General features: G+C 38.0%; 24 protein-coding genes and 1 other RNA gene. 13 read left to right on the plus strand and 12 right to left on the minus strand.

Annotated elements, in window-relative coordinates; all coding sequences use genetic code 11:
- Positions 1–131 precede the first annotated feature (131 nt).
- From ACZ5V8_RS04730 to ACZ5V8_RS04765, 8 genes are all read left to right on the plus strand, one after another.
- Positions 132–1139, plus strand: a complete 1008-nt coding sequence (locus ACZ5V8_RS04730; RefSeq protein ID WP_440615516.1) for an OmpA family protein — start codon at positions 132–134, stop codon at positions 1137–1139.
- A gap of 148 nt (positions 1140–1287) precedes the next feature.
- Positions 1288–1860 carry a hypoxanthine-guanine phosphoribosyltransferase gene (locus ACZ5V8_RS04735; RefSeq protein ID WP_440615515.1) on the plus strand — a complete coding sequence of 191 codons (573 nt, stop codon included), beginning with the start codon at positions 1288–1290 and terminating at the stop codon, positions 1858–1860.
- A 22-nt stretch (positions 1861–1882) separates the two neighbouring features.
- Complete coding sequence (locus ACZ5V8_RS04740; RefSeq protein WP_440615514.1) at positions 1883–2665, plus strand: TatD family hydrolase; 783 nt, start codon at positions 1883–1885, stop codon at positions 2663–2665.
- Positions 2666–2772: 107 nt separating this feature from the next.
- The gene (locus ACZ5V8_RS04745; protein ID WP_440615513.1) at positions 2773–3144 is read left to right on the plus strand and encodes a type IV pilus modification PilV family protein; all 372 of its coding nucleotides are present in this window, start codon (positions 2773–2775) and stop codon (positions 3142–3144) included.
- Positions 3145–3161: 17 nt separating this feature from the next.
- Positions 3162–4007 (plus strand): hypothetical protein, encoded by an 846-nt coding sequence (locus ACZ5V8_RS04750; RefSeq protein WP_440615512.1) that lies wholly within the window; start codon positions 3162–3164, stop codon positions 4005–4007.
- Between the two features lie 115 nt (positions 4008–4122).
- Positions 4123–4500 (plus strand): type II toxin-antitoxin system RelE/ParE family toxin, encoded by a 378-nt coding sequence (locus ACZ5V8_RS04755; RefSeq protein WP_464218563.1) that lies wholly within the window; start codon positions 4123–4125, stop codon positions 4498–4500.
- Entirely contained in the window at positions 4497–4802 is a 306-nt protein-coding gene (locus ACZ5V8_RS04760) for a helix-turn-helix domain-containing protein (RefSeq protein WP_117003969.1), read from the plus strand. The genes ACZ5V8_RS04755 and ACZ5V8_RS04760 overlap by 4 nt, the downstream gene beginning before the upstream one ends.
- Positions 4803–4813: 11 nt before the next feature.
- Entirely contained in the window at positions 4814–5065 is a 252-nt protein-coding gene (locus ACZ5V8_RS04765) for a hypothetical protein (protein ID WP_440615510.1), read from the plus strand.
- A 926-nt stretch (positions 5066–5991) separates the two neighbouring features.
- On the opposite strand, the gene ACZ5V8_RS04770 is transcribed toward ACZ5V8_RS04765, so the two are convergent.
- The 11 genes from ACZ5V8_RS04770 to ACZ5V8_RS04820 all read right to left on the minus strand — a co-directional run bounded on the left by ACZ5V8_RS04770 (position 5992) and on the right by ACZ5V8_RS04820 (position 15389).
- The gene (locus tag ACZ5V8_RS04770; protein WP_464218564.1) at positions 5992–6522 is read right to left on the minus strand and encodes a hypothetical protein; all 531 of its coding nucleotides are present in this window, start codon (positions 6520–6522) and stop codon (positions 5992–5994) included.
- A 129-nt stretch (positions 6523–6651) separates the two neighbouring features.
- Positions 6652–6978, minus strand: coding sequence for a hypothetical protein (locus tag ACZ5V8_RS04775; protein ID WP_464218565.1), 327 nt, complete (start codon positions 6976–6978; stop codon positions 6652–6654).
- 21 nt (positions 6979–6999) lie between these two features.
- The gene (locus ACZ5V8_RS04780) at positions 7000–7332 is read right to left on the minus strand and encodes a hypothetical protein (RefSeq protein WP_464218566.1); all 333 of its coding nucleotides are present in this window, start codon (positions 7330–7332) and stop codon (positions 7000–7002) included.
- A 29-nt stretch (positions 7333–7361) separates the two neighbouring features.
- A complete protein-coding gene (locus ACZ5V8_RS04785; RefSeq protein ID WP_464218567.1) occupies positions 7362–7766 on the minus strand; it encodes a hypothetical protein in 405 nt (134 codons plus the stop codon).
- 212 nt (positions 7767–7978) lie between these two features.
- Complete coding sequence (locus tag ACZ5V8_RS04790; RefSeq protein WP_464218568.1) at positions 7979–8317, minus strand: hypothetical protein; 339 nt, start codon at positions 8315–8317, stop codon at positions 7979–7981.
- Between the two features lie 323 nt (positions 8318–8640).
- Positions 8641–10821 (minus strand): DUF5906 domain-containing protein, encoded by a 2181-nt coding sequence (locus tag ACZ5V8_RS04795; RefSeq protein ID WP_464218569.1) that lies wholly within the window; start codon positions 10819–10821, stop codon positions 8641–8643.
- Positions 10821–11015 carry a helix-turn-helix transcriptional regulator gene (locus ACZ5V8_RS04800; protein ID WP_464218570.1) on the minus strand — a complete coding sequence of 65 codons (195 nt, stop codon included), beginning with the start codon at positions 11013–11015 and terminating at the stop codon, positions 10821–10823. Before ACZ5V8_RS04800 ends, ACZ5V8_RS04795 begins: the two co-directional genes overlap by 1 nt.
- A 128-nt stretch (positions 11016–11143) precedes the next feature.
- The gene (locus ACZ5V8_RS04805; protein WP_464218571.1) at positions 11144–11935 is read right to left on the minus strand and encodes a hypothetical protein; all 792 of its coding nucleotides are present in this window, start codon (positions 11933–11935) and stop codon (positions 11144–11146) included.
- Between the two features lie 50 nt (positions 11936–11985).
- Complete coding sequence (locus tag ACZ5V8_RS04810; protein WP_464218572.1) at positions 11986–13248, minus strand: tyrosine-type recombinase/integrase; 1263 nt, start codon at positions 13246–13248, stop codon at positions 11986–11988.
- A gap of 166 nt (positions 13249–13414) precedes the next feature.
- Positions 13415–13825, minus strand: a transfer-messenger RNA (tmRNA) gene (gene ssrA, locus ACZ5V8_RS04815).
- 55 nt (positions 13826–13880) lie between these two features.
- Positions 13881–15389: an MFS transporter gene (locus ACZ5V8_RS04820; RefSeq protein WP_464218573.1), complete on the minus strand. Its 1509-nt coding sequence runs from the start codon at positions 15387–15389 to the stop codon at positions 13881–13883.
- A 180-nt stretch (positions 15390–15569) separates the two neighbouring features.
- On the opposite strand from ACZ5V8_RS04820, the gene ACZ5V8_RS04825 reads away from it, so the two are divergent.
- The 5 genes from ACZ5V8_RS04825 to ACZ5V8_RS04845 all read left to right on the plus strand — a co-directional run bounded on the left by ACZ5V8_RS04825 (position 15570) and on the right by ACZ5V8_RS04845 (position 18950).
- Positions 15570–16322 carry a YebC/PmpR family DNA-binding transcriptional regulator gene (locus ACZ5V8_RS04825; protein WP_464218574.1) on the plus strand — a complete coding sequence of 251 codons (753 nt, stop codon included), beginning with the start codon at positions 15570–15572 and terminating at the stop codon, positions 16320–16322.
- Positions 16319–16834 carry a crossover junction endodeoxyribonuclease RuvC gene (gene ruvC / locus ACZ5V8_RS04830; RefSeq protein WP_464218575.1) on the plus strand — a complete coding sequence of 172 codons (516 nt, stop codon included), beginning with the start codon at positions 16319–16321 and terminating at the stop codon, positions 16832–16834. The genes ACZ5V8_RS04825 and ruvC overlap by 4 nt, the downstream gene beginning before the upstream one ends.
- Positions 16831–17478, plus strand: coding sequence for a Holliday junction branch migration protein RuvA (gene ruvA, locus ACZ5V8_RS04835; RefSeq protein WP_464218576.1), 648 nt, complete (start codon positions 16831–16833; stop codon positions 17476–17478). The genes ruvC and ruvA overlap by 4 nt, the downstream gene beginning before the upstream one ends.
- Before the next feature lie 108 nt (positions 17479–17586).
- Positions 17587–18399, plus strand: a complete 813-nt coding sequence (locus ACZ5V8_RS04840; protein ID WP_464218577.1) for a 2'-5' RNA ligase family protein — start codon at positions 17587–17589, stop codon at positions 18397–18399.
- A gap of 38 nt (positions 18400–18437) precedes the next feature.
- The gene (locus tag ACZ5V8_RS04845; RefSeq protein ID WP_464218578.1) at positions 18438–18950 is read left to right on the plus strand and encodes a DNA-3-methyladenine glycosylase I; all 513 of its coding nucleotides are present in this window, start codon (positions 18438–18440) and stop codon (positions 18948–18950) included.
- Here ACZ5V8_RS04845 and ACZ5V8_RS04850 read toward each other — a convergent pair.
- Positions 18924–20120: a multidrug effflux MFS transporter gene (locus ACZ5V8_RS04850; RefSeq protein WP_464218579.1), complete on the minus strand. Its 1197-nt coding sequence runs from the start codon at positions 20118–20120 to the stop codon at positions 18924–18926. The two genes, ACZ5V8_RS04845 and ACZ5V8_RS04850, sit on opposite strands and share 27 nt — an antisense overlap.
- Positions 20121–20136 lie beyond the last annotated feature (16 nt).

A 20136-nucleotide genomic window follows, 5' to 3' on the forward strand; every position in this document is an offset into this window, starting at 1 on the left:
TCCCAGTCTGCTAAAAAGTTAACTATACTAACCACGGTTTAATTAAAAGGATTAGCTTCTTATTGTGAGGCTCCCGCAATGTCCTGTTATGGATAAACTATTTTTATAACCCAAAAAAATGAGGAAGAAACATGAAGAAAAAAATCATTGTTGGTCTACTAGCGGCGGGTTTGTGTTCAGCAGCTTTTGCAGCAAATGATCATAGCAATCAATTATATGGACAGTTTGGCTTAGGCGGTTATGTCAATCACAGCTACTCTGAAAGTGGTCCTGCTGTATCAGGCACTGTTGGTTATGGCTTTAACAAAAATCTTGCGGCACAAGCAAGTGTGAGCTACATGGGCAATAACCAAAAAACTGTTTTAGCAGAAGGTATTTGGAATTTTGCTAATAATACTAAATTTACACCATATGTTGCCATTGGTGGCGGTTACATGGATATGACAACCAATTCATTTGGTCTTGATGCAGGTCTAGGTGTTAAGTATGACTTTGCTCCGAATGCTTATGTGTCAGCCGACTACCGTTATCTTCAATCCTTTGGCTCTAAGACACCAAATGGTAGTATGATTAGTATTGGTCTTGGGTTGTACTTTGGCGGTGCGAATAATACATCTGCTTATGGCGCCATGGGTTCTGTGGCAGCTGATCAACAAGCGCGTGAAAATGAATATCACGCAGCTTATGCATTGCCAAAAAATGTCATGGAATGCCACGCAGGTACTTCGAGTATGACACGTGAATCTATCGGCTGCTACACGGTTGATGGCGATAAAGTAACAATGCATTTAGATGCTAAGTTTGCCTATAGCAGCTACGCATTAAACGCAAAAGCTAAAGCGGCAATTGAAAACCTAATCAATTTTATGAACGAGTATGATATCAAGAAAGTGGTATTACAAGGCTTTGCTTCACAAGGTAAAAAAGGTCCAGCATTTGCACAATACAACCAACAGTTATCAGTAAATCGCGCACAAGCTGTTAAATCGTACATGATCTCTAAAGGTGTTGATGCTAGCAATATCGAAGTGGTTGGTTATGGTTATACACGTCCATTAGTGCCAAATACAACAAAAGCTAATCAGTCAATCAACCAACGTGTTGAAGCAAGTATTCCTGTTCCTTTAAAGGCTCAGTAATTATTTTTGTTTGAATTACAAGCAGCCTTGTTTTGTCAAGGTTGCTTTGTTCCTGATTGTTATCTATTTCTTAAATTTTTTAGTTCGCATTCATTAGGAAATCGGATAGAATAGCTTGAAATTTCCATAAAGCGAAACGTCAAAATCCATGTCAAAAATTACACCTACTTTCATTAAAGAAGTCTTTGATGCTTCACGTGTTATTGTGCCTCAGCAAACTTTAGAAGCATCATTTGAAAAAGTAGCGACTGAGATTACACAAAATCACATCAAAGATAATCCGATTGCTGTGTGCGTGATGAATGGTGGCTTGTTTATTACCTCAGAAATTGTTAAACGCTTGCGTTTTCCATTACAGGTTGATTATATTCATGCGAGTCGCTATGGCAATGAGTATACGGGTGCCAATATGCTAAATTGGGTTAAAACACCCAATATTAATCCACAAGGTCGCACGGTTATTTTGTTTGATGATATCTTGGATGGTGGTTTAACTTTATCTGAAGTTAAGCGTTATTATGAAGATCGTGGTGCTTTAAACGTCTTAACAGCGGTGATGCTTGATAAAAAAGCGCCAAGGGATAAAGGGGGGTTGATTAAAGCAAATTACTCTGGTCTTGAAGTCGAAAATGAATTTTTATTTGGATTTGGTTTGGATTATCACGGTTATATGCGCAATGTGCCAGAGATTCGTGCTGTTGATGCTAAACACATGATTTAATCACTCTTTTGTTATTATTCTTATGATTATTGATTCTCATTGTCACCTCAACTATTTACAAAAAGAAGGGCAGCCGACACTTCAGGAAATTGTCACTGAAGCCAAAGCGAAAGGCGTTGAAAAAATCATCTCTATTGCGACTACGTTAGAAGATGTCAAGGCAATTAAATCCATTGCTTTAGATTTTCCCGAAGTTTATTACTCTGTTGGTGTGCATCCCAGTGAAGTTGAGGGCGTTCAACCGCTTGATGCACAAACTATTATCGATTATATCGACCATGATAAATGTATCGCAATTGGCGAGACAGGGCTTGATTATTATTATAATGATCAAGAGACACACTCACTGCAACAACAGAAGTTTATTGCCCACATTGAAGCGGCAAAAATACTAAAAAAACCTGTTATTGTACACACGCGTGGCGCTAAAGAAGATACATTAGCTATTTTAAAAACGCATGGCATTGACCAGTGTGGCGGCGTGCTGCATTGCTTTACCGAAGATTGGGAGATGGCAAAAAAAGCGCTTGATATGGGAATGTATATTTCAATCTCAGGCATTGTGACCTTTAAAAATGCGCAAGATGTGCAATCGATGGCGCAGAAAATTCCGCTAGATCGACTACTTATCGAAACCGATGCGCCATACTTAACACCCGTGCCATATCGCGGTAAACCCAATTATCCAGCTTATGTTTATTATGTTGCGGAGTGCTTAGCCAAATTGCGTGGTGAGGACTTTGAGCGCTTTTGTCACGCAACAAAAGAAAATACTAAGTGCTTGTTTAATGGAATCAATGCGTAAAAAGAACTTTTGAATCGATTGCTAAGCTGCAAAAAAATATTTCTCAGGCTATACTTTTATTAAGTCTATGATAAGCATGTATCATTGAGACAATCAAGGAAGCGGCTATGGTATGTAATAGAAAATATAAGAAATACACAAAGCAGATACGTAATAAACGTTATTATAAGTCACGCAAACAAGCCGGGTTTGGTTTGATTGAGTCTTTAATCGCATTGACTATATTAGTCTTTGTCTTTACCTCATTTATGGCAGTGATGCTGCGATCAGCCACTGTGGCAAGTCGCACAAATAATGAGGTTGACATCGATATTCTATTGGATAACCGAATTGAACGATCATGGATTACCGGAGAAGCAATTGAGCTTGCGCCTGAGGGGAATATTGTCTTTACTCAAGGAACAACGCAATTAACAGGACGTAATACTTTGTTAAACGTTGAGCAACAACGTACTTACACAGTGATTCTGGATAGCTAAGGATGATAGGTGATTGAATGAATACAAAAGAAAAAGGAGCCAGTTTAATTCAAGTATTGATCGGTATTGCTGTTGCTGCTTTTGTTTTGGTGATGGCAGGTGAGATGTATTACACCGTGCGTCATAGTTATACTCGCACAGTCACACAATTGGTGGATAATACTAAGGCAAGTGTTGTTGCTCAAACCTTTCGTAATCTTGTGGATCAATCAACCTCGCCATCGCCTTATGGTTTATGGCCATGGCAGCAGGTTGACTTACGTGTGACAAGCTCCACCTTTAATCCGTTATCTTATCCACCGGTTTATGCTGCAAGTTCGCTGAGCTTCTTTGCGCCAAGCAATCATGCTCCGGGAACTGACTTTTTAATGTTGCAGGGGGTTGTTTCTAGTGAATTATCGGGGGCGATTTCAGCCAGTGCCTCACCGATGAATATCACAACGGGGTTAGATATTGGCAATAATGACTATATATTGCTTGCAGATGGAGCAGGCTATCAAGTAATGAAGGCAACGGCAGATGCATCAGGCGGATCTGTGCCTGTTGAAGAGGGGCCAGCGCGCAGCTATGCCCAAGACAGTTTTTTGGCACAATACCATGTCTATATTTTATATCTACGCGAACAAAGCGGCGTTAAAAGTCTTATGATTAATATTGATAATGCAGGAAGTTCACAAGAGCTTATTGATAATGTGGATGATTTGCAAATTCTCTACTATGCCAATGGCGTTTGGGAAGAAGTTGATGGTGCGCCTAATGATCGTGAGCTTTGGTATAAGGCAGTCAAGGGGATCGAGATTAGATATACTGTGTCAGGGCAGTCTTATGAAATTTACATCGCATTAAAGGCAAATATTTTGTAGGTGAGTAACTTATCTTGTAAATTAGGTATACTTTTGATGGTCTTATAGATCTTATGCAATAGATGCTATAGTCCTAGGTCAGAGTCTTAGCAGGGAATAACGGTGGGGGTAACTATTGTTTTATAACATCTTGATTAATACTTTTTATCGTACTACTATAAAAGGAACTAAAAGAGAAAAAGTTTTAGATATGTGGGAAATAAAGTATCTTGAAATAGTAGAAAAATGGCTAGATGTACTAACTATTCCCCAATATAAATCAGTTGCCAAGGAACTTAAGCTGTTGGAGATGTGTGGTAACAAACTTAAACTCCCACACAGTAAAACACTTGGTGGCGGATTGTTTGAGCTAAGGAAAAGAAAATTTGGCTATAGAATATATTATAAATTTGAAAAGGATTGTGTAGTTTTGTTATTGCATGCGGGTGACAAAACATCTCAACAAAAAGATATAAAGAGAGCTAAAAAATTATTAAAGGAGATTCATTTATGAAAATTAAAAGTTTTTCAGAGCATCTTGAAAAAAGGCTTGATAAAGAAGAAATTAAAGAAATTGAACAAGCAGCTAAAATTGAATTTGATGCGCTGCAAGCATTGCAAAATGAAGTGTCACAGGCAGTGATACACTATATGTCTGATAACAATATAGGCTTTAATGACATGGTTTCAAAGCTAGGTAAAAGTCCATCACAATTATCTAAAATAATTAAAGGGGAGGCTAATTTAACAGTATCTACCATAGCTCAAATATCTTCTATTATGGGTTACAAGCCTCATTTACACTTTGCTAGATAGGTTATTTGATTATGAGTAACAGCTATCGCAAAAATCCTATTATTGGCTATACAACTTGTCAAAGTGAGAAGCAAGATAAAAAGCTTTGGCATAAAAAATGGCGATCAAAAGAGAAAGCCAACATAAATACGGCACGCAAAATTAATTTTGACTCATATTTACCAATATCCATCAATCAAGTCAGCAATACTTGGCTGATGGGTAAGGATGGAAAGCAATATTTAGATAAATCACATCGCTCATACAGATATACTGCGAAATGATTTTATTTATAAGGTTTTGATAGTGCTTATTTTTGGTGGAGGCGGCGGGAGTTCTTGCTGCACTTGGCTTCCTGCCAAGTTTGCAAGCCGGCCTTTTGCAATCCATGCTTCAGGCGTTCGCCAGCAAAAAGCTAATCACTTTTTGTGCCCTAGCTCACCCCACGTCCCGCGAGTTCAACTTTAGCGGTTAAAAGCGTTATTATAAGGTTATTAGTATATTGATTGGTTTTTGATTTGGTGGAGGCGGCGAACTACAAACTATGTATGTGAAAGTCTCTTTTTAAATGAGTTGTATTTAGTTTAATTTTAAAGTTAGGTACGGTTTTAGGTACTGATTAGAAAAAGTATCCCACGATTTATGATAAATATCACAAGCTACACTCAGACTAACACGTGGTAGTGTTGAGCTAACTCGCAAGCTCGTTAGGCATGCCTACCCTAACGGGGTAGGTTATGAATCTCTAAAGAGCGTCATGCCTAATTTTAAAGCTTTCTTCCTTATGGTAAGGGGCTACCTCTAATAGAAAATTTTAGATTTTTTCTATTGTTTTGATAGGTTATTTTTTATACCTATATATAATCTCTCATGTGAGAATGAGTGAAAAGCTGAGGGCATGAGGGCTATGATAAATACTGTGATGTTGAAATCCTTGTTCTATATATGTTTTATATATATATATTTTTTAGCCCTTAGATTAAAAAAAGTAGAGGGCTGTTAGAGGGCTATATAAGGGCTATATAATAATAGTTATAAAAATATAAATGATTTTATAAATTAAAATAGATTAAATAATAACCTTGTATTAAAGAACTAACACACCACCACATGTTAGAATTTAAAACAATCGTACCATTTCAGGTTAATAACACGATCGTTTAACAGTGATCCTTAGAGTGTCCTTTAAACGCGAGTTTAATACTATTTATTAGAGCCTACATATTTGCTTTATTCTAACCATTCTCTGCTGAGATGAAGAAACACCACTGCGTGTTGGTATATTATTCATGTTATTAACTGCAATATTCACACCCTTGTTAGTAGCATAGAATTTTTCCCTTTGTAGAGCTTTATTAAGCTTACCATTCCTTTTCCTTGGCTTATATTCCCAATACGCATACTTACCACGGTAAATATCAATAATGTATTGGGCGATCTTGTTAATGACCACTAGACTTAATGCTTCTAATGCCATTTTGCCATTGGCAATCATATAAAGCTTAATATTACTTACTCTGCAAGCTTCAATAATCCTTTCTATACAGGCTACTTGCAGAAACCTTTTTATTATATCTAATGGCAATAAAAGCTCACCTTTACGATACCTGCTACCCATATCCCAGTATACTGGCACAGGTTGCTGCAATGTGTCACCCCCACTAACAAACAACATTTTATCAACCACTTGCTTTAATATCCGCATTTGCCCTGTGTAGGTATAACAAGAGTGTTGTGCCACATTCCTCAATGACCCATCTTTAAATACACTGGAGCTTTTGGTTAAGCAAGTCGCTATAACAAAGCATTTAATAGCTTCATATTTGAGTGTGAGGTTTTGTATATTTAGCTCACGTTTCATAAGGTGATTTTATTGGTTATTGTTTTGTTCAATAAGTTTTTTGTCAGCTTCTCGTATCCGATTTCTGCCAGCTATAATAACAGTGTAACCATATATGAACACATAGCCCACGGATACAGTAAAAATAATTCCACATATTGCTGCATAGAAACTTGCTGCAAGTTTGGCACTATAAATATTTGCATCAATATTATTTATTGTTATTTGTCCAAAGTTATTGGTTCCAAAATCTAAAAAACTACCAATAAATGATACGCTGTTAATGAAGTGCGTCATGGTAGCTAAGGCTATTATCATAACGATTGTTGAAATTATTAATATGACTACATTTTTCATTTTCTCTTTTCCTCTAGTTTATTAGTCAATCATTGCCATACAGTCAGCAAGTTGGTCTTTGTTTAAGGGTGTATTCATATTAGCTTGCCATATCTCATTATTAATTTTTGAGGCTTCTCTTTCTATTTTAGCAAAGCAATTATCGTCAGACTTATTACAAGTAGCAAAAGCTCTGTGTTTAAAACCATCTAAAGTAGTTTCCATAGACTCAATAGTAACCTTACATAATTGTTCGTTAACTAACGTATCTTTAATTACAGGGTAGATACGAGCTGGACGACTAAGCATTGAAGCATAAGAAATTGTAGTTAGGGCTAAGGTTGAGATTACTAAACCTTGTTTTAATGATGACATTTCTCTTTTATTCTCTCTTTTTGTTTAAATTATAATTTACATTTACTCAAATATTCTTCCAATCCTCTTGGAAATGAAACTGAGCTATAGCTGCCGCCACCTATCCACGATGGAGTGTTTACCCATTTATCATTGTGAGTTAGCTCAGTAATCAATTCATCATGATTAACTATATACCAATCATTTTTATATGGAAAAGCGATCCATAGGTCTTTACCCAAATACTTTTTATGGATTGTCAGTCTTGCTTTAAGCTGAACTTTTAGGAAAGTATCATTCAACAAATGATTGGCAAGAAAATCTGCACCGTTCCAATCATCAGCTAATTTAATGCAATTAAACCCATATTTATTAAGCTTGGCTGCAACCATTTGGAAATTATATATTTCTTTTTGACGAGCGTTTAGATCATCATAATTGATTTCAGTAAACATGGCTTGATTTTTACCCTTGCATTTATGCGGTATGATACTAAGTGTAAATTGAAAGTAAAGTATTATAATATTTTTAAATGTGGTCGTATTTTCCAGTGCCTGAGGTTATAACGGTGATTATCAATTAAACACATGAAAATAGCCTGCCATAAATGCAGTGTCTAACGATATGACAATAAAAATCAGGCTTAATAATAGATTGGTCAGTTTCATTATTTTAACTCCTCAGGTATGTATTGTGTGACCCCATTCCCTTTAAAGCCAAAGAATTTACCAATATCAAGAAAGAAGCCGTTATCTTTGGCTATTTGTATTGCTTGTTTACATAGTAGGCTCATATTCATGGCATGTTCTTTTTTCCTTTCTCCTGTTGACACCCCACATCTGTGTTGGACTTTCTTAAAAGCACTACGTACCTCAAGTAGTTCTTTGCATACTTCGGGAATATCATCTCTAAGTTTATCTAAATCCCCCTTGTAACCCACTACAATAGCTTTACCGTAGATGTCGGTTCTAAATTGTTTAAGGTATTCGTGACGTTCAATATTCATGTTTTGGTGCCTTATATTGTAAGTTTGTTTATTTCATATTAATTGTTGTACAGTAATTTTATTACTAAATTTATATCTTTTATTATCTCAGCTCTTGGCGCTATCAGCTAAATATAGGGCTTTTAGCCCTCAAAAGCCCTCATGTAGCCCTAAGGTTTTAAAAGTTGAGGGCTCTGCAAACTCATTGCTGCAAGAGGCGTAGCGTGGTGTCCGCCCTGAGAGCCTCATGTTTTTCAACTTTTTTCTCTTGTGGGTGTTGTATATGTATTGGTAGGATATTTACCGAAATTAATAAATTTACCAGTAGCATTAAATAAAATTACCTAGTCTTTTTTATAGTGTTCTTTGATATGTGTTCTGGCATCTTCTTTAGTTGCAAAAGTAGCGCTAGCGTAAAAGGTTAATTTTTCACCATCAAATCTTATACGATCATTTCCACTAAAGATGTGTATAAATTTGAAGTCACGTTTTAATATTGAACTAACAAGTGAACGTAGCTTACCATTGCTATAGTCTTCATCTAACTCCTCCTCAACGGACTCTAAAAATTCCTTACTTTCAACAAATAGGGGGTTGTTAAGATTATTGAGCACAGATTCAATAGCAGTGTTTACTGGTGAGCGTCCATTTTCAATCACTCTTTTTCTTGCTTCAGTAGCTAACACCTGTTCGTGTGAGTAAATTATAGCGTCAGCTAATGTAATAGACTCCAGCCAAGCTGCAACACCTTCAAGGTCACTTAATATCTCATCAGCTAACCACTTAAAATATTCGTCAGGTGCTTTACCAAAGGTAGTGAAAAGTTCTTTCTTAAATTCTTCTCTGTTAGTCCAACAGGTTTCAATTACTGCACAACGCCTGTCATTGTCATCAAATAGCATGGCATCGTAGCTGTTAGCACTCATAAGCGTGTTATAATAAGTTTTTACTGTAGTCGCTTCCTTGTGCATTCCTCGAGCACTCTGTAAACCATTGGTGAGCGTTTTAAGCTTGTCGGTTTCCTTACGTCTGTCTTTGTCGGACATGCCGAGCTCATCAACGAACACGAGGGTGGATTTTAGAATGTCACTGTTAAAGTTGTCTTTAAGCAAATCCTTTGATGTCTTTACCTTAGCATTTGCTAAACCAATGGCATTACATACAGCATTAATAATCAAGCTCTTACCCACACCACCACAAATGTCAGCTATGAACAAGTAGAATCCTAACTGCTTACCGATATGTTTATAATTATGAGCAAGGAACTGTTTGAATATAGTTTCATTTTTGCCATTAAATATAAAGCTAACATGTTGGTTGATAGCATCAATTACTTTTTGATTATTGTTAGACTTAACACGAGTGTCATAATATTCGTTTATCCACTGCTTGCCATTATCACAAAACACACTTTCTTGTTGTAATGGATTATATTTAAACCCAGAAACACTGAAATAAGGCAATAATCCCAATACTGCGGTGGGTTTTTTCTTTAGTGTATCTACTGATACTTGCAGCATCTCATTCCAGTGACTGGTATTGAGCGATTCCCTAGATTTCAGGTCATATATTTTATTCTCATTAATAACGTACCTACAGTTGATCGTCTCTAGCATTAATGTATGAAGTTTGTTCTCTTTGTTTAAATGAGATAATCCATCTTTATTTAATATGAGCTCGCCAAAGGCGGTATTAACAAGGTACGGCTTGCCGTAGCCTTTCTCATCATCACTAAAGCTTAACCATTTAGCTTTACATTCGTGTATGTCTTTAAATGTGGCTTGTTGCATTGACCAGTTAAGCCATATATCGTAGCCATTATCACCTAGCAAGTGCTTACATGCCATACCGACACTAATCCATGTTTGATAATCATCATCTTTAATATATGTAGTGCATACCTTGACCAACTCAAGTAAATTTTGATTACTTAAAGTGCTGCTTTCAGGTATAATAGGCATGCGCTGTTCAGTTGGCTCTTTAGGTAAGTCTAAAGCTCGCCAGTTGAACGGTTCCCCTTTGTCGTTATAGCTATTCTCAAATGTGCTCATATGGCTCATATTTCCATAGAACATAATTTGAGCCCATACTTCACTTGCAGGGTCTGCATTACCATTAAACCAACACGTGTTTAGGTGTTTAATAACGGCTTTGTAGATTTCTTTGTCTGTTATCGGCTCAGTTAGCGGTATAATTACACGGTAGCTATTCTTACCAGCTATATTGTTAGAGAATGTGCTATATGCCATATAATTGACTATAGCAGGGATCTTAATAACACACTCGTCGATTGTATTAAATCCTTTGTCAATGTCAAAGGTAAGCATGCTACGGCTTTTTACGGCATCATTATTACGTTCACCGTGACATTCACCCCCTATAAACCAGTACTGGGTATTTTTAGCAGAATCACTAATCCTTGTTGGTTTTTTTAATAGGGTGTCTTTAAGCTCGTCAAAGGTTAAATACTTGATCTCACAAGCTGTGCTGTTGGCACCTTGACCAACACTAATAGAGTATCTCATTACTTAACCCCTTGAAATTTAGGTCTACTATCTAACCAAGCATCAACCTCTTTTTTGTCCCATCTTGCCGTTTTCTCTGTGAGTTTTATTTGTGTGGGAAAACCATCCTGTTTCATGTATTTATAAACCGTGTTAGCACCAATGCCAACATAAGCTGCTACTTCTCTTAGGTTCATCATTCTTTGCACTTGCATTTACCACTCCTTATCGTGTTGTTTATCTGGTGTGCGAGAGTAATGATATTTAGTAGCTCAGTGTTTGAAAATGTGCCGTTTACGCCATGTTCCGCGGCGGAAATAAAGCTATATAGAATAAGGGTTAGCTACTTGTTTCTTAGAGTAGCGATGCCGAATCTTTTAGATAGTCTGGCTTTTAATTCCCTAGCATCATTTCTTGTAAATCCTTGCTCCATAATCCATTTTTCCAAGGCGGTTTGTTGGACTTGCTTACCATATTGCTTATATATTGGAGACTGCTCAAAATCTTTACATAGTTTAGTGAATTCTTCCGAAGTGTCATTTTTCCAAGCGTCTAATTCATCTATGAATATAATTATCTGGTTTACATACTCCTTTAATAGCACAGGAAACTCTACTTTAACAGTCGTTGACTCGACTGGGAAATTAGATGCAAAGTTTGTTTTGCAAAGATTTTCATTTTTATAGGTTAAAAGCTGTAAACCATAGGGGGTTATTTTATAATTACAATCTGAAAGCTTGTCCAATGTTACCAGCTCAATGGTTTGACTTAAATTGTATTCATCCAGTATGCGAAGAAACATGAGATGCGCATCTACATAATCATTAGTCACTGTTGTTGGGTGTGCGTTTTCGTGTGCTATATTGCAGTTTGCATTGTATGACATTGCATGAATATATTCATAAATATTGGGTAATTGTTCATCTTGATCATAGTCATCAGGGATCGAGGTGTCCTTAATAATAAACCAACATGGGTGTTGTGATAGATTGGGGTGAAATCTTAGTGGTAAAGTTTTATATTTATCAATTTCTAATAGTCTATCAGTAGATATTTCTTCATTTTCTGCAAAATCATTCAAGGTTAAATATTCTTCTAACTTGCCATTTTCTAGTTGTTTTTGTATATTGCTCATGAGCTCTCCGTATCCGGTTATTGTTGGTTCTTTAATTTGTTTATGAGAGCTCAAGCCTGCTTAAACTCTACTAAATTATTAGGGTGCTTTAAATTGTCTAGGTAATCACTCCACCATTGCATCAACCTTACACGCTCGTTGATATATTCAGCTTTATTGTAAGTGCCTTTGATTTTGTTACCATCTACATGAGCTAACTGCCTCTCTATGGCATCACTGCCAACACCGTGAATATGGCTATTCTCATGCAATGCGGTACTGGCTAAATGCCTAAAGCCATGAGTCACGTGCTTAGGCTTGTCTTTGCCATTAAATCCTAATGTTACACGTAATGCTTTAGAAAGTGTCTCACATGTTAGAGGTTTTGACTTGCTCAAAGGAGAGGGGAAAACATATTTGCCATCACCACTAAATTTATGCAATTCGCTCAACATGGCATAAGCTTGCTTACTTAAAGGTATCAAGTGTGCTTTACCCATTTTCATTCTTGTTGCTTTAATGGTGATTAATGATTCTGATAAATCAACCTCTGACCATTCTAATTCACACAACTCTGTAGGTCTTAAGAACAGGTGGCTAGCAAGTGTTAAAGCCATTTTAGTTTGATAGGCACCATGATAACGGTCAATAGCATGTAATAAGTCTGCTATGTCCTTTTTGTTGCTCAGGTGAGCATAATTAGCATTGGGGGTGGCATAGTGAGTGGCTCTACGTAATACATCTACAGGGTTGGTTGTAATAAGTCCTTTAATAATGGCATAATCAAACACATGGGCTATTGTTTGGCGGACTTTTATCAGTCTGTTTGCTTTACCCGCTATGTGTAGCTTATCCAACAAGGGGGTGATGTCTGCTATTGTTAAATCAGCTATGCTCCTGTCTCCAATGCTAGGAAAAATATGTAAGGTAAAAGCACCTTGTGCATCTTGATAGGATTTAGCTGTCTTCCATTGTGATTTCTTAGATTCTAGCCACTCTAGAGCTAATAGCTTGAATGTGTTATTCAATTGCTCTTTTTGGTGATCTTTATAGTCCTTGGGGTTCTTGCCTTGAACTAACATTGAACGGTAGGTGGTTGCTATGGCTCTGGCTTCACTTAAACTAACAGCAGGGTAGCTACCTATTCTGATCTTGTAAGATTTCTTGTTTAACTCATACCTGAATTCAAAATGCTTATAAACCGTACCTATATTCGTACCCGTACCTTGTAACACTAAAAGTCGTAAACCCTTACTTGCTGCTTGTGTGTCTGTAATGATGTTTACCTTGCCATCTGCCTTTGGTTTTGCTTGCTTTATCTGAATGTCTTTCATGAGCCGTACCTGAATTATCGTTGGTTATAATTATTGTACGGCTTTAGGTACGGCTTTACAATAAATATAACAGGGTGGTACGGTGTGATGCAAAACCAACACGGTGAGTGAAATACTATATTTATATGGGTTTTGGAGTGAAACGGGGTGGTGTTAAAAGTTGATTTGGTGGAGGCGGCGGGAGTTGAACCCGCGTCCGCAAACTCGCCATCTTCAGATCTACATGCTTAGATTTATCTATTATCTTTAACTTAAATCTACCCGATAAATCAGGGTAACATTTAAGCGAGTCTTACGATTTAACCGCAGTGTTTAGACAGACACTTTGGCGATCTTGTGAAAGAGATGAACGAACATAAGATAGATCCACAAGCAAATACTATCGGTTCGTGCGTATCTAGGTTCTTAAGCTAGATTAAGCAGCTTTACGAGCAGCGAAAGCTGCATCGTTAGCTACAACGCGGTTTGCTTTATTTTTGCCAGTTATTAGCAAATTGTAACGTGTTTTACGAGGTAGATACACCCTCGGCATGCACCGTAAGACATTGACATTCCCGTCGAAGCCATATTCGCCCCCAGTGAGGTTTGTTATTGTAGGTAATGACTCAGATAAAGGCAAGTAACAACAGGGATTATTTTATACATTTTGATGATTTTGATCTCTGTGCAAATCGGGCATAGACAACAATGCCAATTAATGGCGCTAATAAACCAATAACTGAGACGGTGATTAAAAGCAAGCCTAGTTCACTATAATTCGCCGGTGTGGTAATGGTGTTGTTGGTGTGATTCACAACCTCACGTGTGATGACAAAGATTTGGTTAAGGTATTTGCTTAAGAGTGATCCAGCGGTTAGGGCTAAATTCATAAAGCTCGCCATTAAAGCAAACCAAGTCGCAGCATTGCCCTTAGGTGCGTAACGCGCGATAAGGGCTAACATTGGAATCATTGCCAATTGAGCAAAAGGTGAGGCAATTGCGCTATCAATCAGCACAATGGTGCGAGCACCAAAACCAAAATAAACCATGGTCCACTCATGCAGACCATAATAAAGTGCGATAAGTGGTAATTCTAATAAAAAGCCTGCAACAGTCAGCCATAACAGCACCCAGGCAATTGATTTTTCAGTAATTAGACGCGCGAAAAACCACATGCCGACAATCGACATAAAGGCACCAATTTGTGATAGTGTGCCAAAAAAAGCTTTATCAAATCCAAGTACATCGATCATAAACCATTGTGCACCGGGGCCAGCCGTAGGCGAGGCGCGAAAGATAAAGATCATAAGGGCGGCGACAAAAATAGCGCGCAATAAATCTCGCGGTAATTCTTTAGTAATTGATTTGAGTAAATAAATAATAATCATTAACGACACAACAAAAACAATCTCTTGCGCAAAAGGAATATTACTTAAGCCGATGACAATAATAAAAACAGCGTATATCAGCCCACCAATAAGCACGGTTTTGTTGATCGGTTTTCTTGGGACTTTATCCAAGCGGATACATAAAATACCCGTAATACTAATCAATGGAATCACTAAGGTCAGTAGAAATAGATTTTGATAACTCATCACTTGTGCAAGCCAGCCACCAAGACCAGCAACCAAAAACATACCTAAGCTTAAACTTAAGCGTCCTAAGAGTTGAACCATTGCCAAGTCTTTATCGATATCTTCTTGAGGTCGCCCCTTGCGCTCAACCACTTCAACACTCATGGCATCAGCTACGACATCCTGTAACACAACACCAAGGACTGTTAGAAGTGATGATATAAAGAAAAGGGTATTATCAGGTGCTAAAGCCACGACAAACGACCAGCGTCCTGCTAACCCTGCCATCAATAGTGAGCCACAAACCATTAAGATCGCAGCAAGATAGATATAGGCTTTGCGCTGTGAGCCAAATAAGGGCAAGCTGTCAACAAATTGCCCAAAAACCATTTTGATATTCCATGGCAAGCTTAACCATACACCGATAACAATCAGGCTTTCAGCAGATAAGTTTAATTGTTCTTTAACAAAAAATGACTCGCCAATGCCTGAGAAGATGCTGCAACCATAAGCGAAATAAATCATCAAAAGTGGCAAATAACGCAGACGCATTGCTTTGATTGGTTGGATTAAGCTATCAACTTGCATACTAAAATCATCCTTGCCTGATATTCCCTGTAATGTTAAGCATAGCTAAGATTATCTAATTTACAAAAATCATATCAAACACACTAATCACAGCATTGTTTTGTCATGTTTTATGATACAATTGCCGCGTTTTATTAAGCTGAATATCAAAAAAATCAAAGATTTAACAGAGGTTTTAATATGGCAGGTCACAGTAAATGGGCAAACATTAAACATAAGAAAGCAAAAGAAGATGCAAAACGCGGTAAGGTGTTTACTAAGCTTATTCGTGAGATAACCGTCTCAGCTCGCCTAGGTGGAGGAGACAAAGACTCAAATCCACGTTTGCGTGCAGCAGTGGCAACCGCATTGTCGAATAATATGACCAAAGATACGATCGAGCGCGCAATTAAGAAAGGTGCCGGTGGCGAAGAGGGAAGCAACTTAGAAGAAATTCGTTATGAAGGTTATGGGCCTGCGGGTGTTGCATTTATTGTTGAGTGCATGACCGATAATCGCAATCGTACGGTGGCTGAAGTGCGCCATGCCTTTACTAAAGCCGGTGGCAATTTGGGTACGGATGGTTCAGTGGCGTATATGTTTCATAAAAAAGGTATTATCAGCTTTGACACAGGCTTAGATGAAGATATGGTAATGGAAGTCGCTCTTGAAGCGGGCGCTGAAGATGTAGTGAGCTTTGATGATGGTGCAATTGATGTGATTACTGATCCAAATACTTTCTCAGAAGTCAATGATGCGCTAGAAGCCAAGGGGCTAAAGCCAATTTCAGCTGAAGTAACGATGGATGCGGATGTTAAAACCAATATTGATGATGCCGAAGTCGCACAAAAAATTATGAATATGATCGATCGGTTAGAAGACTTGGATGATGTACAAAGCGTTTATAGCAATGCCCAGTTTGACGAAAGCGTTATGGATGCACTTAATTCGTGATCATTTTAGGCATTGATCCAGGTTCGCGTATTACTGGATTTGGTGTAATCAAAGTGCAAGCAAAAGAATGTTTGTATGTCACCAGTGGCTGTATCCGTATTACGAAAGAATCAACTGCTGAGCGCTTAAAGCAAATTCAAGATGGCATCAATGACATTGTTGCCGCTTTTCAACCAACGGAAGCGGCAATTGAGCAAATTTTTATGTTTCAAAACCCGGGAGCAGCATTAAAACTTGGACAAGCACGCGGTGTCGCCATGTGCGCTTTGGCAAATCAAGATCTCACAGTTAATGAATACTCAGCTAAGCAGGTCAAACAAGCTGTTGTTGGAAATGGTAATGCAACAAAGTTTCAAGTGCAGCATATGGTGCAATCTTTTTTGCAACTAAGTAGCAAGCCACAAGCCGATGCTGCAGATGCTTTAGCCATCGCAATTTGCCATTTTCACAGTCGCAATAGTTTGCAGTTTATTCCGGGGGCTAACAAAGTTGTACGAGGACGATTACGATGATTGGAAGAATAAAGGGCGAGCTTATTGAGAAGCAACTGCCATTGATATTGGTTGAAGCCGCTGGTGTCGGCTATGAGATATGGGTGCCAATGAGCTCGATTTATAAGCTTGGTGATATTGGGCAGGAAGTGATATTGCACACCCATTTTGTCGTGCGCGAAGATGCGCAACAACTCTATGGTTTTGCCACTAAGTCAGATCGCAGATTATTCCAAGAGCTTATTAAGATCAATGGCATTGGTGCTAAGATGGCGCTAGCAATCTTATCGGGTATGGATGGGGTGACTTTCGTTCGGTGTATTGAATCACAAGATCATGGGTTGTTATGTACCATTCCAGGTGTAGGAAAAAAAACAGCTGAGCGTATTATCATTGAGATGAAGGATAAGATAACGAAATTAGTCCTTGAGTTAGATGCTTTAACGCAGAATATGCCATATAGCGTACAAGAGAATCCAAGCCCTATTGATTCGGTAAGCACGAATTATCAGGTAAGCTCAATGGTGCATCAAGCAGTTGATGCGTTGGAAGCACTTGGTTATAAGCGCAAAGAAGCGGAAAAATACGTTCAAAAAGTCAAAAATGACGCGGATAGTGTTGAGAGTCTTATTCGCTTGGCATTGCAAGGGACGCAAAAGGCATAAAGGTTATTTGCTATAAAATATTCTTCACTTAAATAAAAACTTTGTTAAGCTGATCTGTGAATGTTAACACATGGAAAATAGAGAAAAAGAAAGGTGAGAAATTAGCTTATGAACAAAATTATTAAAACATTATCGTTGCCATTGTTAAGTGTAGGTTTGATGTCATCAGCGGTTGCAATGACAAATTATCATGGTCCCAATCAGACAAAAGCGTTATTTATATTACACAATGCGCATACGAACCCTCTATACAAGCCTGTGCTTCAAGTGCCTGCCAAAGATAACTTAAAAGGACATGCTAATGTATATAAGGGAGAATATGCAGTATATATTCCTGTTAAAGGTAATAAGCCATTATTGACACTGTTAACAGAAGTCAATGCGTTGGCATATCCTGATATGGCAACAAGGGTTATGACAACGCCGCATATCAGTGTTATTCAAGGTGTATTTAAAGGCAAAAACTATCAAGAGCTAGTTGCAGCGGTTACTCAATTGGCAAAACATACCAAAGCGCAAGAGGTTACTTTAGCCAAAAAATTCAGCGTGGCAGGAGATACTCTATCCTTGGATGTTGCAGGAGATAATGCTTTTTTGAACGAGCTTAATGCAGAGTTAACGGCTAAAACGCACCCCAATGCACCAACACATCAAACGATTGTTGCTATTGAAAAAGGGCATGCTGATCTTACGCAAATGCAAAGCGGCAGCGCTTGGCGTGATTATAATATCCCAGGCAGTAATCATTCCCATATCACGGTGGTTTATAACAAAGGTAATAGTGAGTTAGCTGCCAAAGCAAATAAGTTACTCAATCACAAAAGCTATAGCGTAATGGTTGATAGCATCGCGATTGCCAAAATGGATGATAATGGCAATATCTATGGTAAGCCAGTTTTTGTTGCCCAATTCAAATCATGAGTTTGTTGCGCTGTCCTTGGGCAAACTCAAGTCTTCAGATGCAAGACTATCATGATCATGAATGGGGCGTGCCACTGTATGATGAGCAAAAGCTGTTTGAGTTCTTATGTTTAGAAGGAGCACAAGCAGGCTTAAGTTGGCAGACAATTTTAAAGCGGCGTGAAAATTATCGTCGAGCTTTTTATGATTTTCAGATTGATAAAGTTGCCCACATGACAGCGGATGAGGTTGAAACTTTAATGCAAAATACAGGTATTATTCGTAATCGTCTTAAGATCAAAAGTGTGATTAACAATGCAAAAGCTTGGCTTAAGTTATCTAAAACACAATCGATGGTTGACACACTTTGGCAATTTGCCCCTAAGCAAGCGATTGTTTATACAGAGCATGAAGCAATTCCGGCATTTACTGAAGAATCAAAAAAGATGAGTAAATGGCTTAAATCACAAGGTTTTAGCTTTGTCGGACCAACGATATGTTATGCCTTTATGCAGGCAACGGGGATGGTCAATGACCATTTGAAATCATGCTTTGTCTTTAATGCCAAATAATACGATCGCGGCAACTAATGACATCACAAGGATCAATAAAGCGATCAGTAGATTTGGTTCTAAAGGTAGAGATAAAGCAAAGCCACTGATTAGACCTGCAGCAAGCATACTAATGCAGCCATATAGGCTACCCACGGCACCTAAGCGTGCTTTGAATGTTACAATAGCCAAGGTGCTACTGGTTGGAAAAATGACACCTGCAGCGAAGTTAAAGATAATGACCGCGAGCATGATAAATTCAAGGCTATGGCTAAAGAACACAGATTGAATCGTGATGAGTATTCCTGAAAGTAAAAAAAGCGTCACAGCAATGACTTGAGATCGCTCAATGGAAATATATTTAAGCGCCATGCCATTGGCAAACATCCCTACAGCAATGAAAGCTTCACCGATACCAAAAACGATAGCGTAATGTATCTCGCTTAAGCCAAAGTATTGTTGAAATAAGAAGGCACTTATTGATAAGTAGGCAATGATAGCGCCCATAATGGTGCTCGATATGATCATGTTTTTAATAAATGTTTTGTTTTTCATAACCCATAAATAGGTTTTAACGGATAGTTTAGCCGAAAGACGCTTTTTCGGGTTTAGCAATGTTTCAACCAAATAAATATAAGCGCCAATATAACAGAGTACACTTAAAATTAAGATGAAAATAAAATCGGCACGCCAATGATAAACATGCGCTAGAAATGCGCCAACAATTGGTGCAATCACAGGTGCCATTAAGGTGCCAATACCCATAAATGACATAAAGCGCGCATATTTGACTTTATCAGGAATAACATCACGTAAAATCACGCGCCCCAATGACATCGGTGCTGCCATACCAATGGCCTCGAGTGTGCGTCCGACCATTAATATGCTAAAGTTTAAGCTAAACACGGTAATCAGCGTACCAATAATACTAATAGCAAGTCCCGTGAGAAAGATTTTGCGTCGCCCAAAGCGCTCTGATAAAGGGCCATAAATAAGCTGGGCGCAGGCAAAAACAATAAAGTAGTAGGTAACACTAAATGCTAATAAGTGGGCTCCCGTGCCAAAATCCTCACTAATACTCGGTAACGACGGGACATAAATATCAGAGACAAAAATACCCAGCATCGAGGTGACCATAATAATAAAAACGAAAATAACCTTAGCCGATGTAGATGCTTTAATATGTAACATGAATTTTGCCCAAAAA

The organism is Cysteiniphilum sp. GTC20157 (genome assembly GCF_055396795.1).